The 14,225-nt window shown below is 39.6% G+C and carries 16 protein-coding genes; 8 read left to right on the top strand and 8 right to left on the bottom strand.

Annotated features, from left to right (window positions below; genetic code table 11):
- The first annotated feature begins 44 nt into the window (after positions 1–44).
- Positions 45–950: a GDP-mannose 4,6-dehydratase gene (locus DI077_RS17230; RefSeq protein WP_174705662.1), complete on the top strand. Its 906-nt coding sequence runs from the start codon at positions 45–47 to the stop codon at positions 948–950.
- On the opposite strand, the gene DI077_RS17225 is transcribed toward DI077_RS17230, so the two are convergent.
- On the bottom strand, positions 940–2,112 hold the full coding sequence (locus tag DI077_RS17225; RefSeq protein WP_109021510.1) for a M48 family metallopeptidase: 1,173 nt from the start codon (positions 2,110–2,112) through the stop codon (positions 940–942). The two genes, DI077_RS17230 and DI077_RS17225, sit on opposite strands and share 11 nt — an antisense overlap.
- A complete protein-coding gene (locus DI077_RS17220) occupies positions 2,113–3,069 on the bottom strand; it encodes a YjgN family protein (RefSeq protein ID WP_109021509.1) in 957 nt (318 codons plus the stop codon).
- A 347-nt stretch (positions 3,070–3,416) separates the two neighbouring features.
- On the opposite strand from DI077_RS17220, the gene DI077_RS17215 reads away from it, so the two are divergent.
- Positions 3,417–3,701, top strand: coding sequence for an LIC_11321 family protein (locus DI077_RS17215; protein ID WP_109021508.1), 285 nt, complete (start codon positions 3,417–3,419; stop codon positions 3,699–3,701).
- The gene (locus tag DI077_RS17210; protein WP_109021507.1) at positions 3,677–4,666 is read left to right on the top strand and encodes a patatin-like phospholipase family protein; all 990 of its coding nucleotides are present in this window, start codon (positions 3,677–3,679) and stop codon (positions 4,664–4,666) included. The genes DI077_RS17215 and DI077_RS17210 overlap by 25 nt, the downstream gene beginning before the upstream one ends.
- Here DI077_RS17210 and DI077_RS17205 read toward each other — a convergent pair.
- Together DI077_RS17205 and DI077_RS17200 are read right to left on the bottom strand one after the other, a co-directional pair.
- Positions 4,615–5,850: a pyridoxal phosphate-dependent aminotransferase gene (locus DI077_RS17205; protein WP_109021506.1), complete on the bottom strand. Its 1,236-nt coding sequence runs from the start codon at positions 5,848–5,850 to the stop codon at positions 4,615–4,617. The two genes, DI077_RS17210 and DI077_RS17205, sit on opposite strands and share 52 nt — an antisense overlap.
- 5 nt (positions 5,851–5,855) lie before the next feature.
- Entirely contained in the window at positions 5,856–6,638 is a 783-nt protein-coding gene (locus DI077_RS17200) for an SDR family NAD(P)-dependent oxidoreductase (protein ID WP_109021505.1), read from the bottom strand.
- 116 nt (positions 6,639–6,754) lie between these two features.
- Here DI077_RS17200 and DI077_RS17195 point away from each other — a divergent pair, with 116 nt between their 5' ends.
- Complete coding sequence (locus DI077_RS17195; protein WP_109021504.1) at positions 6,755–8,008, top strand: MFS transporter; 1,254 nt, start codon at positions 6,755–6,757, stop codon at positions 8,006–8,008.
- 20 nt (positions 8,009–8,028) lie between these two features.
- Here DI077_RS17195 and DI077_RS17190 read toward each other — a convergent pair whose 3' ends face one another.
- On the bottom strand, positions 8,029–8,976 hold the full coding sequence (locus DI077_RS17190) for a hypothetical protein (RefSeq protein WP_242935263.1): 948 nt from the start codon (positions 8,974–8,976) through the stop codon (positions 8,029–8,031).
- A 33-nt stretch (positions 8,977–9,009) separates the two neighbouring features.
- Positions 9,010–9,474, bottom strand: coding sequence for a hypothetical protein (locus DI077_RS17185; RefSeq protein WP_109021503.1), 465 nt, complete (start codon positions 9,472–9,474; stop codon positions 9,010–9,012).
- 148 nt (positions 9,475–9,622) lie between these two features.
- On the opposite strand from DI077_RS17185, the gene DI077_RS17180 reads away from it, so the two are divergent.
- A complete protein-coding gene (locus tag DI077_RS17180) occupies positions 9,623–9,976 on the top strand; it encodes a VOC family protein (protein ID WP_109021502.1) in 354 nt (117 codons plus the stop codon).
- 46 nt (positions 9,977–10,022) lie between these two features.
- Positions 10,023–11,510: a hypothetical protein gene (locus DI077_RS17175; protein WP_109021501.1), complete on the top strand. Its 1,488-nt coding sequence runs from the start codon at positions 10,023–10,025 to the stop codon at positions 11,508–11,510.
- Here DI077_RS17175 and DI077_RS17170 read toward each other — a convergent pair.
- Positions 11,507–12,199 carry an LIC10067 family putative lipoprotein gene (locus DI077_RS17170; RefSeq protein WP_167837198.1) on the bottom strand — a complete coding sequence of 231 codons (693 nt, stop codon included), beginning with the start codon at positions 12,197–12,199 and terminating at the stop codon, positions 11,507–11,509. The genes DI077_RS17175 and DI077_RS17170 overlap by 4 nt on opposite strands.
- A 72-nt stretch (positions 12,200–12,271) precedes the next feature.
- Between DI077_RS17170 and DI077_RS17165 the strand changes: the two genes are divergently transcribed.
- Both DI077_RS17165 and dcd read left to right on the top strand, forming a co-directional pair.
- A complete protein-coding gene (locus DI077_RS17165) occupies positions 12,272–13,045 on the top strand; it encodes an enoyl-CoA hydratase-related protein (protein WP_174705653.1) in 774 nt (257 codons plus the stop codon).
- 3 nt (positions 13,046–13,048) lie between these two features.
- Positions 13,049–13,573, top strand: a complete 525-nt coding sequence (gene dcd / locus DI077_RS17160; protein WP_135763926.1) for a dCTP deaminase — start codon at positions 13,049–13,051, stop codon at positions 13,571–13,573.
- A gap of 38 nt (positions 13,574–13,611) precedes the next feature.
- Here dcd and DI077_RS17155 read toward each other — a convergent pair whose 3' ends face one another.
- Entirely contained in the window at positions 13,612–14,136 is a 525-nt protein-coding gene (locus DI077_RS17155) for a DUF2147 domain-containing protein (RefSeq protein WP_109021500.1), read from the bottom strand.
- Positions 14,137–14,225 lie beyond the last annotated feature (89 nt).

Below are 14,225 nucleotides of genomic sequence, written 5' to 3'. Positions count from 1 at the left end.
AAATCTTAGAATTGGATCGGAAAATTCCCCTATATATGGAAAAAATAAAAGCTTTGATAACAGGTGGGACAGGTTTTGTCGGAAAATACCTCGTTTCGAGCTTAAATCAGAGCGGAGAATATGATATTTCTCTTTTTTCTGCGGATATTCGAGACAAAGAGGAAACGGAAAGAGTAGTATTTTCAACAAAACCTTCCGTCGTTTTCCATTTGGCAGCTCAGCCGTTTGTTCCCCGTGCAATTGAAGATCCTTGGGAGACCGAGGAAATCAATGTCAGAGGCACTTTAAATTTATTGGAATCACTCCACCGCTTGGGAACACCTGTAAGGATGCTTTATGTTTCTTCCGCCGATGTTTACGGTTTTCAAAAAGAAGAAACACTTCCTTTGTCGGAAACTTTGATCCCAAAACCGATCAACCCTTATTCCGGAAGTAAACTTGCCGCAGAATCATATTGCAGACAATATTCCGCTTACGATAAAAACTTAACAGCCGTTATTGCTCGTCCTTTCAATCATATAGGTATAGGCCAACGATTGGAATTTGTGATCCCTAATTTCTGCAAACAAATCATTCAGGCCAAAATCGAAGAACGAAGTTTTATCGAAGTAGGAGATTTAAGTCCTACTCGGGATTTTTCCCATGTTCAGGACATTGTCGACGGTTATATGACTTTAGTGAAGAAGGGAGAGGGCGGAGAAATCTATAATATTTGTTCAGGAAAAGAAACTAGCATTCGTTATATGGTGGAGGAATTGATTCGGATTTCGGGTGTTCAATTGGAATATAGGGTGGATCCCAATCGAGTTCGTTCTTCCGAGACATCCCGAGTGTTCGGAAATAATGACAAATTAGTGAAGTTAGGTTGGACTCCTAAATGCAATCTCCCTGAAACCCTTAAAGAAATTTATTCATCCATGGAAAATGACAAAACCTTATTCAATCGTTGACACAGGCTTTTTGAATTCGTTTCCAAGTTTCTTTAGATACCGTAGATTTCCATTTTTGATTTTTTTCCAAGTCAATGGAAGATTGTAGGATTCTCATACGGTTTTCCGTTTTCGGATGTGTTTTCATGAATGTGGAAAAATCCAGAATTTGATCCGATACCCCTGCTTTACTTTCTTCGGGTTTTTTCGTATTTCCTGCTGCGTTTTCTTCTTTCTCCAATCTTTGAAAAAAACGATATAATCCTGTTAAAGGATAATTCGAATTTTTTAATAATTCGATAGCATATACATCCGCTTCCGTCTCAAAATCCCTGGAAAATTTCAAGACTGCAATCATTGTCCCTAGTTCGGAAACGGTTTCGATCATTTCGTATTCGCCTAGTCCGGGACCAATCACAACACTGATGGCCAGTGCAGTGCCCATGGCTTTGATCAGGTTTCTGGTATGATGTCTTTTTTCCACATGGGCCAGTTCATGCGCCAACACCCCGATCACTTCTTCGGGAGTATCCGCAGTTTGTAATAGTCCGGAAAAGACGTATATTTTGCCACCTGACAAAGTAAATGCGTTCAGTTCCGGTCTGTCTATGATTTTGATATCATAAACAAAAGGGGAATTTTTAGGTTTTAATTCTTTTGTTACACGTTCTAAAAATATTTGTGCTTCGTTGGATGTACAAAAAGCAAATTGGCTTTTGATCTGTTCGTTAACTTTTTCTCCGAATTTCTGATCGAAACTAATAGGAAAAAGCAAATAGAGTTTCAACAATACCATGTAGAAACCCGCACCGATCAGGAAGGCGAAAAAAAGCCCGAACAAGAAGAGAGTTCCCAAATCCATTTGTTTGATTGAGTATAGCAATCGATTGAATGAGTTCTGTTTTTTCTTAATCTCAAACCAGATGGATTCTATTTCCTTTCTTTCTTTTTTATCGCAAAAGATCTCGATAACAGGACTTTCATACAATTCGTCCGGTAAGGTGGAAAACTTACAACCGAGAGGAGTGGTTTCAAAGTTCGCCAAACTATCGACTGAAAATTTTTGAACTAATGTTTCCGATTGAAAACTCAGGAAATTATTTTGGAAAGAAGCGACCCCCTGTTCCGGGATCGCTGATTTTCCGTTAAAGTAACGTGCTTTAAATTCTAATTTTTGATTCACTTAAATTGCGAGGAAGCCTTCTAATGCTTCGGCAACCACTTCCAATCCTTCCGGAATGGCAGTAGCAGTAGGATCAGCTTTCGCGGAGATACTTGCAAAGTCAACCTCGGTTTCCAAACTCACTGATTCGAAGAACAATTTGCTGATCCGAACGATCGCCCAGGAAAGCCCGATACCAAAAGTAAATAATACGATTAAGTATGCTATAATAGCATTCAGGAAAATCTTTCCGCCTGTAATATCCGATTGAAATTTTTTACCTTGGAAACTTCGGTGATTCCAAATGTAATTTTGCAAATCGGCGGCAAACCAAGAGGAATAAATTCCCAAAGTAATGATGGATAAAAACACTCCTTTTAAATAGATAAAGAATATTTCCTTTCCATCCGCTTGAAATTCGAAATTTGTATTTCCATATCTTGTTTTACTTGCGAGGTACGCTTCTTTTTCGGAATAAAACCATGGGTAATAAATTCCTAAAGTAACAATTGTTAGAAGACCACCCTTCAGATAAATTTTTGCAATTTCCAAACCTTTTCCGTCAAAACCGAATCTTAAATTTCTATAACCGGTTCTTGAAGTGAGATATTTTCTGCTTCCTACGATGACGAAGGGAACAATGGTAAGAAAAAGTCCTAATGTAAGGATGGCAGTCACGATTGACGCCAATGCGAGATTGATACTTCCCAAAATTTTCCCGATAATTTGAATCACTATCACCGCACCTACCAAGATGACTGCTGCCTTCAGAAAACCGATAAATCTTTCCTTACCGGTTCCATGAAAGGTGAATCTTTCTCCCGCCCATTCCAGATTTTCCGCTACAAATTTTTGCACATTGGTTCTGGCCCAAAAGCCATAGATACCGAAAGTAATTACCGTTAGGAATGCGTTCTTCAGGAAGACTAGTAAGAAAGCCCCTCCCGTCGCATGATAAATAAATCGTTTATTGTCCATTAATGACCTGCCTATCGAATTCTTGTGGGAGTAATTGGATAATAAAACCGAAGAAAGGTAAAGAAAAATATTGACTGAAATAAATAAATATTTAGTTAACTTGGGTTTGTTGAAATTTCATTAATTTATAATTTACTCATGTTCCATAGGGAGATGAACAAAGTTCAAAATTAAGCTTCGTCTGAACAGGATTCAGATGAGGTCTGGTTCCGAGGATCGAGTAAGGGTTTGCCCTTTTCAAGGGAGATTTTAAACTAGTGCCAGCACTATAAAATACAAAACTTATTTTCAGATTTCGGAGGATATCCGATGTCTAAATTAGGTCAGCAGAGTCAGGATTTTCATATATGTTTTCAAAAGTTTTTCTTTCATTAGGATTTATCCTTCTGATTTCCACTTCCTTGTTTTCGCAGTCCGAACTCCCCCCCACTGCAGGAGATTTAAAAGGACAAGATCGTTCCGTCATCCAACCTCCCGAAAGGAAAGACAAGAAAGGCTGTTGCAAGATAAAATACCCGGCGGGAGGATATGATTTTTTTCTCGCAACGGAAGAAGCTTGCCGCAGTAGTTTATATTTTGACAGGTATTTAGGAGAAAACAATACATTATGCCTCCGTTGGGAAGAGGATTAGATCTGCCTAACTTCACTGAGGTGAAGGATCAACTACTACAAACCATCAATCGCTTTATCCCTTTGTACGAAGTCTCATTGGCTATCGCAGGCGGGGGTTGTAAGGCACTTTATGGTTTGGGAGTAGGAAGAGTTCTACGGGAGTGGGGAGTCCGGTTCAATGAAGTATCGGGAGTTTCCGCAGGGGCCGCAATGGCACTTTGTATTCTCTCAGAATCAGAAGAAGAAACAGTAGAGTACTTCGAAGAAATCACACGCCGCAATTCCAGCAATTTTCATTTTTCCAATCTATTGAGAGGAGAGCCAACTTTTCCTCACGAAGAAATGTATCGAAGAGGAATTCGATTTGGAATGCGGTTCGATCGTATCCTTGCTTCCGGAGCTAAGGTGTTCATTCATACGGTTCGAGCGCACCCTCAGGAAAATTCACTTAAAAATAAATTTCGCCTAGCAAGACTTATCAGTGAAACCGGTAGAGCGTTTTTATTGGACGATCGGGATCGGAGTGAAGGTAAGTCCGCGAATCGGATTTCTGAAATTGTAAAAAAATGGAAAATGCAGGATGTATATTTTACTGAAAAAGATTTTCATAATCCGGAAGTGATTGAACAATTCATCCTAAACTCTTCTTCCATACCTCCCATCGTGGACTTTCAGTCTGTAAACGGGGAATACTATTTGGACGGAGGGCTCACCAACAATCTGGTGATTGAAAAATTTTCTCCGGGAGCAAAGATCATAGGAATTCATTATGAATCTTCTACTATCGTGGACAAAGATCCCGAAATTTTGAAAAAAACGTATTTGATGCGGCCTTCCCGACCTTTGACCATCACTTCTTTCGATTATACAAATCCTGCGGGTTTAAGAGATACTTTCGAATTGGGAAAGGCGGATGCGAGAGCACAAAAACATCAAATTCTGGAATTTTTACAAAGAGATGCAAGTTCCTTCATGCCGATTTGAAATTGATCTTCCGGGACAATCAAGCTGACAATCAAAACAGTTCTATCTTCCGGAAAACCGAACCAGTTTCCCGGATGCAGGTAGACATTATTTTCGCTTAATATTTGTTCGGCGAATTCTTCGTCGGACAATTTTGAATTTTCAATTTCCAGCATTCCATACCAGCCAGCTTTTCCATAAGTCCAGTGAATCTGCAAATTGTCTGGCTTGTTATTTTCTTCGGTTTCAAAACAGGTTTTCGCAAATTCCAAGTTTCGCCTAACTCTACTTAAGATTCGATTTTGGATCATTGACTTCCAGGAAAATAAATCGCTTAAAGTATGTTGGATAGGTGTATTTACGGAAAGAAAAGTATCAGAAATGATTTCCAAACCGCTTAAAGATTTTTCCTTGAAATCGGAATTTCCCTGAACATGGATCCAACTCAATTTCATCTGCGGCAAAGCCAACATTTTGGAAATTCCATTTAATACAAAGAAAGGTGCTTTGGAAGTAATGGGATAATAATTCAATTCTTGTACTTTGTTTTCTTCAAAAATATAAGAAGCAAAAACTTCATCCAAAATCAAAGGGATTCCTTTCTTTTCCGCCCACAAAAACCAATCCTGCCAATCCTTCTCTTTTAAAATCGAGCCTGTGGGGTTGGAGGGAGAAACAAGCAAGACTGCTTTTGTGGAGGGCTTTAATTTCTTTTCCATCAGAGTAAGTGAATACTCCCAGGATTTTCCGGATTCATCCCAAAGAAGATCGTATTCGTTTACTTCCACATTTTCCAGTTCTCCTAAAAAATGAAATAACGGATAACCCGGAGCCGGGACTAAAATTTCATCTCCCGGATTGCAAAGCAGTTTGAATAAAAAACTATAAGCTTCGGAAGTACTCGACGTTAAAACCAAATCATTCGGATTTAATTCCGTTCCACGGGATAGATATTCTTTCACTACCGCATTGCGAGCTGTTAGTAGTCCCTTTGGGTTGGGATCGTATATTGAGAAGGGTTCTTTTTCCAGACTGTGGGAAAAAACACCGGAAGGAAAATCCAATCCCACTTGAGTGGGATTGGAAATCGTAAGATCTATGATTTGGATTTTATTTTTTTCTTTTTCCTTTTTGATTCGGGAGAGAAGATTTTCTTCTTCTCCCAATCCCAGATCATTGATTTTTTTAGAAAAAGAAACTTTCATAGAGGTTACTTTTTAATATAATTCAAACCTTTTGCAATTTTACGAATCATAAATCTGGGTGAAATTCGGATGGATTGCGCCAATAGAAAATTCAAGAAACCTGCGATTTTAACTACCTGTCCTTTTTTCAGAGCCTTGTATCCCAATTTGGCAACTGTTTTGGAATCCATTGTCAAAATGGGATTGGAAGCTAGTTTGCTTTCATTCATATCCGCACGATTGAAAAATTCAGTTTTGGTAGGACCGGGACAAAGTGTGGAAACTTTGATTCCGTATTGGTTTACTTCTTCAGCGATTCCTTCCGAAAAAGAAAGTACGTAAGCTTTGGACGCATAATAGCCGCTCATGTAAGGGCCTGGTTGGAAAGCCGCTGTCGATGCAATGTTTAGAATTTCGCCTGACTTTCGTTTGATCATCTCGGGTAATACCAAATGAGTTAATTCTACCAGGGTCACTACATTCAATTGAAGCATCTGGGTTTCTTCCTGAAATTCATTTTCAGCGAATGCACCGTTTAACCCGATGCCTGCATTATTCACCAAACTATCTATGTTTAGATTTTTCTTTTTGATTTCATCGAAGAGTTCTTTTGCAGAACCGGGAAGGGAAAGATCTTTTACGAATACGTAGGATTCTTGTCCGTATTTGGTTTTGATTTCATTTTTTAAGGATTCCAATTTTCCTTTGTTACGAGCAACAAGGATCAAGGAATATCCGTCCTTTGCAAAAAGTTCTGCAAAATCCTTTCCTAAACCAGTAGATGCTCCCGTAATTAAAACTGTTTTCATTTCTGTTTCCCTGGGAAAAGTTCCCGTTTTTATATTTTAATTTAGACAAGTTTCGGGCAATAAATTTCGAAAATGAAGTTCCTTTCTGACCACCTGGTCAACAATGGTATTATCTTATGGAAAAAGATCTTCTTCATCCGGACCACCACCCCCTCCATACTATCCAAAAAGAAAAGGCGATCATCTTCATCTTGGCCGCTCTTCAGTTTTTACACATCCTGGACTTCGTGATTATGATGCCCCTCGGACCTGTGTTTAAGGAAAGCTTCAAAATTACTGCGTCTCAATTCGGGCTTCTTGTAGCTTCATACACATTAAGCGCGGGTATTTTCGGATTGATAGGCACTTTCTTCCTAGATCGCTTCGATCGCAAGCCCGCACTTCTGATCGTTTACTTCGGGTTCGCATTAGGGACGTTACTTTGTGCGTTCGCACCTACCTTCAACACTTTGATCATTGCACGGATTGTCGCAGGAGGATTCGGAGGTGCGATCGGAACTTTGGTACTGTCCATCATCGGAGATATTATTCCTGTTTTCCGTAGAGGAAAAGCGACAGGGATCGTGATGTCCGCATTTTCACTTGCTTCAGTAATCGGAATTCCTATCGGACTTTCTCTTGCCAATAAATTCGGATGGCATAGTCCTTTTTTGGGACTTGCAACCCTCAGTTTTCTATTATTACCGATCGCTTACAAAGTGTTGCCTGACATTCGGATACACTTGGATAATAAGAATCTGGATGAATCCAAATGGGCGTCCATTCGTACCGTTTTCACCAGAAAGTCCCATTATTTTTCTTTTGCGTTCATGAGCACGCTTATGTTCGGCGGTTTCACCATCATTCCGTTCCTTGCTCCTTTTTTGGTTTCCAATGTGGGAATGACAAAAGAACAACTTCCTTATCTTTATTTTTTCGGCGGGCTTTTTACTTTTTTCACAAGCCGCTATATAGGAATTCTATCCGATCGTTATGGAAAGTACAATACGTACGCTGTCCTTGCCGTTCTTGCCGTGATTCCTGTTTCCGTGATTACCACTTTAGGCAAAACTCCGTTAGCCGTTACATTGACCATTACGACTTTTTTCATGATTATTGTTTCCGGACGTATGGTGCCTGCATTTGCACTCGTTACATCCTCCGTAGAACCGAAAATCAGAGGAAGCTTTATGTCCTTCAACTCTGCAATTCAACAATTTGCTTCGGCTCTCGCTTCCATTCTCGCTGGTTATATTCTAACCGAGGAACCGGGAGGAGAATTGGTGAATTTTGAAATCGTAGGGATGATCGCAGTATTTTGCTTGTTGTTCAGTGTTTATCTGGCTTCGAAGATTACGATTCCAAATGACGGGCATGCTGTAAAAAGATAAGAGTGAAAAAGATCGATTATCTATCTGATGATGTCGATCTTTAAAGCCTTCAGAATATCCAAATTTCCTTTTTCCAAAAAGGACAAAACCAAATCCTTTTGAGAGGCAGATAACATCTGTCTCTCCTGCAATTGATTGAGTATTTCATTTGCAGAACCCAATTCCAATCCATTCAATTCAGAATAAATGTACTGAATGTTCAAATCGATTCTGTTTTTGCCGGTATAGTCGATCAGTTTTTCACTGAGATCCAGAATCTGTTCCTGTCTTCTGATCAGAATTTCCATGGTGGATAAAACAATAAAGATCTCCATATCATCCGCGAATAGTGCGAGCATATGATCGTAAATTTTAGGAGATTGAATGGGCAATTCGTAGATAGCATCACCTAATGCACGATAAAGTGTTTTTTCTTCTTCGGGAGAAAAACCGGTATAGTCTCTGATATTGGATACGATGACGGAAGGAAGAATCACTAAAAATTGACAGGCGAGTTCCGGCTCGTTGGATTCACGAACCAAATAAACAATCACATTGCATACTTTTTGAAAGTTAAGGTATGCCCAATAACGATAGCTTTTGACTTTAAAGATATTCTTTTCCCGCTTTTCCTTATGCATACTTTCCCGAATGGCAAGAAAAGTGTAATAATCCGTTCTAAACAGATTTGCGAGTGTTTTGGCGGAAAATGATTCGATGATTTCTTTTACTACCTGCGGTTCGCTGATATAAAGAAAATAAGAAACAAGTTCTTGGTTTTGTTGCGATTCGGAAAGAAACTCTTCCAGAATTTTATAATTTGCTTGGTAAAAGGCCGAGATTCCTACGTTGAAAGTTACTTTGTTTTCGAGAAAGGCAACTAACTTATCTTTCGCGAGACAATTCGTTTCCCCCCGACCAAGAAGAGTATTTCCACCGTAAATCTGTTTGCAGTTATTTGGACAGGCTTCCTGTACTGACCTATCCAAAAAACATTTTCGTATATTTGAATCCATTAACAATTAGGGCAACATTTCTCCACAATCCCTCATTTCAGGTGCATAAGGATTTTGAACTAATTTGCCTTTTGCGACCCAGTATTTTTCCACCATCGGGCAGTAAAACTGATTAAAATTTTCTAATGCAGGAATTGCTTTTTTTATGTCGGTAAGAATCAAAGCAATTTGAGAAAGATTTTCGAAAGATGCATCCAAATCTTTGGGATTTTTAGGAAAATTCGTTTCTAACTTCGATTTCCATTCCAGCAAACGAGGGTGAGTTGAGCTTGCCAGCGAATCCGATGCGGATTTGAATTCATCCAAAGAAAGAAATGGGGGATCTAATAATAAACCCTCATGTAATTTTTGATTTGCTTCGAATAATTTCGAAACAAGAGAGATATCTTTCTCTGAATAGGGCACTTCGGCAGGTTTACATTGGCCTAGGAAGAAAATGCTTACGAGTGTGAGAGAAATAAAAAACTTCATATTTTAATACATTCCAAATTGGGGATGTTCTCGGATTCAAATTTTTAACTAAAACAAGGTTAGTTAGAGTTTTCCACTTGCTTTTTTGTCGACAAAGCCAGTTTTTCAAGCATGATGACAGAAAAGTCAATCAAGGTTAAGAAATAGTATGATCATCGTAGAAGGCATCGGCCATGTCAACATTCCAGTTACCCAGCTAGACGCTTCCATTGAGTTCTACCGGGAAATTTTCGATTTCGAAGTAGAAACCAAAAAAGACGCTGAAGCCATTCTTTCCTTGGATTCTTTCAAAATTAGACTGGTTAAATCCACCATTAGCCCGGATCAAACCCTGGCTGCACTTAGCTTTGTAATGGATGTGGATGATTTTACCGAGGCGATCACAGAATTGGAAGAAAAGAACGTAAAAATCGTTCGAGGCCCTGAAAGTACTGATTCAGGAGAAAGCCTAACTTTCGCCGATCCCAACCAAAATTTAATCGAGATTTACTACGAAAACTAATTGGTGTTGATTTTGTTCGTTATTTAACATAACGTTTCCTCTTGGTATGCCATTAGCCGTCCAAGAGGAAGAAAGAGAACTACTCCAAATTCAAGAATTCCGGAAAGGATACATCTATTTCCTTTCCAGCTTGCAAAGCCTTGCCGGCGCCTTCCTTCAATTCCTGACTTCCGGGAATATTTCAGAAGCAAATAAAAGGGATTTGCTCCCCCTTCGAAAGCTTTTGGATTCAGAGTTGAATAAAAGCCAGAAAAAGATCAAAGATATCATCATCAACCTGGATGAGAAACATCTTTATCCTTATATGAAAAAGGAATACAATCGTTATTTCCCTGCAGGTCTTGCAGATGAGACACGAAATGAATTTGTCCAATTTCATATCATATTCGAAATGCTTCGGATTCTTTACATCGAGTCCAAACAAAGCTGGGAAGATATCAAAAAGGCAATTGAGTCGGCCAATTTCCATGAAAACGAATTTAGGAATGAAGCGCTTCTTGGATTCAGAGTCAATCCTGCGTTGGATCGATTGGTTTCCTTATCAATTTTTTTGAAACGTATGTCCCATATTCTTCAAATTGAAAAACCCGAGGCTATTTGGGAACCGAAGACCACCAAACCAAAGTTTAAAGAGAATGTAACCTATCGTCTTTCTTCCGTTTTTTCGGAAAATCTATATCAGACGGAATTCCAGGAAGAGATGACACATTCTCCTTTTCCGGAAGAGGCATTGGAGAAAAAACAAACCTCGTCTGAAGCCAAACCGCAGGAAGTTCCTGAATCGAAGAAAGTCACTCCGAGAAAAGAGTCCATAATCAATTATATCCAAGCATACGGAAAGTATTCTTGGAATTCGGATCAACATTACTTCTTTCGTTTTGAAACGGATAAGTATATGGAAGAAAAAGATTATTTCAAACAAACAATCAGTATGGATTTGCATATGGGTGCGGATGAACAAATTCTACGTTCCGAATTGATTCGTTCCTTAACTAGCTTGGAAAGAAAATCCAGATCGGCGGAAGAGTTGGAAAAAGATTACCTTAACTTTTTAGATCGTTTTTTCGATTTTTGCGAAAACATTATCATGATGAATATCAATATCCCTAGCCAACTGAAGTGGGTATTTCTATTTCATATCGGGCCTTCTCATTTCTATATGATTGCAAAGAAGTTTTTAACGGAAGTGAATACCGGTTTTTTGCATATTCGATCGTTAGACGGCAAAAAAGTTTCCAGAGTGATTCCTACGGAAGTAGTGAAAAAAAATATAATCGATTATTGGAATCGGGTTGTGCTACCGAATGTAGGAGAAGAAAAAAACAATCTTGCCATATTGAAAAAGTTAAGCGAAGTTGTGGAAAATTGTTATAAAGAAGTTTCCGCACATGCCATCCAATGTTATGAAGATCTACCGCCAGAGATCAAAGCTTCCAAACCAAGGGTTCAATTATTCAGAGAATATATGAACCAATGGATGGGTGCGGCAAACATCATTGTATTCAAACGATTTGTAAAAAATAAATCTTTTTAGATGGAGATTCCGCAGGTCGCAGAACCTGCAGTCAAATAGAACTGAGTGGAGATACCTCCGGGAATGGCAACTGTCGGATCTTTTTGAAGTATATAATCCGTTGCTTGGCAACTTCTACTGAATACCCTTAAAGTGACGATACTGTCACAACCGATGGTAATGGAGGCGCTGCCCGTGATCACGTTGGAACGAAACGCTTTGGTTTGAATGCCATCGAAAGTGATATTTTGGCTTTGGCCTTGTTTGATTTCGATTTCATCGCCATACTGTTTATTCGTCACCGCATAACAATCTACGAAAAAATCGGTTCCGATACAATTGGTTCCTGTTTTAAGACCAGGCAGACAAGAGCCTCCCGATTTGGAGACGGTAATCACTCCCGAGTAAGCTCCGTCGGGAACGGTGGTATGGAGTTCTGTTCCTAAATTGGCTTTGATTGTTGCCTGTATTTCATTGAATCTGACGACAGCATCCAGGCCAAAATTTTCCCCTTTGATCACCACGTCTGTGGCAGGATAGACTGCATTTAGGTTATTTTGGGTAGGGGTGCCTATTTGCGGGGTAACTGTAAAAATGGAAGGTGGGCTCGCAAGAGCGGCCAGCAAAGGATCCACATTGGATTTTGTCTGGCATTGGAAAAGCGAAGCAAAAGCAATTACCTGAAAAACGGAAAAGTAAAGTTTCTTCATTCCCATAACCCCTTCCATTATCGGAATTCATTGCATGATTTCATTTCTATTTTTTCCTAGGATAAAAATTCCATGAGCCTTTCAACACTTACCATCACAACCGACGGGATAGCCATTTTACAATTAAATCGCCCGGAATCTAAGAATGCGCTTTCCGTAGCACTTCTGGATTCGATTTGGAGCCATACGAGAGAGATCAAGGCCAGTTCCGCAAGGGTAGTCCTGGTCAAAGGCTCGGGAGATTCTTTTTCAGCAGGAGCTGATTTAAAAGAAAGGATCACTATGTCACCTGAGGCAGTGAAACAATTTCTAAACGATATCCGGGATTGTTTTTTGGAACTGGAAAATTTGCCTCAACCTACGATCGCATGCATCAATGGATTTGCTTTTGGGGGCGGTTTGGAACTTGCCCTTTCCTGTGACATTCGTTATGCGGGAGAGTCCGCTGTCGTAGGTCTTACCGAAACCAAATTGGGAATCATCCCCGGTGCAGGTGGAACTCAGAGGTTGACCAAATTATTGGGTAAGTCCACCGCATTGGAATGGATCACAAGGGCAAAAAAAATCAGCGCTTCCGAGGGATTGAGAAAAGGTTTGTACCAAGAAATTTTTCCCGATTCCGAATTGGAAAAATCCTGTTTGGAGATTGCATTAGACATTGCAGAGTCGGCGCCCGTGGCAGTGAGAGCCGCTAAAAAAGCTGTGAAAGGGGCGCTTGTTTATGAAGGCAAGTCAGCTTTGGATTGGGAAAGACTCTGTTATGCGGAAACTTTACCGACCAAGGACAGATTGGAAGCATTGCTTGCATTTAAAGAAAAAAGAAAACCGAAATTTATTGGAGAATGATCTGTGATTTTAACCGGACGTGAAATATTAAAAAAACTGGGAACCGATATAAAAATCGAACCGTACAATCCCGATTTACTGAACCCGAATTCATATAATCTTTGTTTGGACAAAGACTTGTTGGTTTATTCTTCATTTCCTTTGGATATGAAAAAACCTAACCCTGTGGAAAAACTAACCATTCCCGAAGAAGGCTTACTTTTGGAGCCGGGCAAATTATACTTAGGTAGAACGATCGAATATACGGAAACCCATAATCTCGTTCCCATGTTGGAAGGAAGATCTTCCATCGGAAGGTTGGGGATGTTCGTTCATATCACCGCGGGATTCGGTGATGTAGGATTCAAAGGATTTTGGACTTTGGAGATTCAAGTGATCCACCCTTTACGGGTGTACTCAGGAGTTCAGATTTGCCAGATCTTTTATCATACGGTCGCCGGTGAGATTGAAGAATATAAGTCGGGAAAATACCAAGGCAACCAAGGGATTCAACCTTCCTTATTGTATAAGGATTTTGAGAAGAAGTAAAAAAGAAAGGGGGCAAAAACCCCCTAACTTATATTAAATTATTTTTTCTTTTTGTCTACGCAGTCCCATCTAGGGTCGTCTAAGTTCACTCCCGAAAGTCTGGTCCAAGTATTTGTTTTTCCGATCCAAGTAATGGAACAAAGTGTACCTTTCAGATCCAACTTTTGGCCGCCTTCCAACACAGTGAATTTACCGCAGTAGGTTTTACCGTCACGTGGGTTGTAAATTTTTCCGTTCTTGTAAAGTCCTTCTCCTTCGTAATTGAATCCGGTGATGAATTGCATACCTAAGTTAGGACGTGTGCGAAGTTTCGGATCTTCGTTGTTATGATCCAGATAAGGAGTTCCCGGAACACCTTTGTCTTTGTCTTTTTCCGGATAAGCATTGTCTTTGATACAGATTGTCTTTCCGCAATACTTGTCACCGCATTTGAAAATTTCGATTACCGCATCTTTTTCCGGTGGAATATATTTGCCAAGTGCCGCATCAGCTTCTTGTGCAGAAATAGAAGCGGTGATTCCGATGGATACTAAACCAATACATAGGGCGTGTTTGTAATTCATAATCATCCTTATTCTTATAGAGAATTGATTCCCATATTTTATAAAAAAGGCAAAAAGATGGCAAGCTTTGTTTTTATTATGTTTAGTAT

It is taken from the genome of Leptospira kobayashii, from assembly GCF_003114835.2.
GTDB lineage: Bacteria > Spirochaetota > Leptospiria > Leptospirales > Leptospiraceae > Leptospira_A > Leptospira_A kobayashii.
The sequence above is the reverse complement of the archived record's forward strand: the minus strand, read 5'-3'. Positions and strand labels throughout refer to the sequence as shown.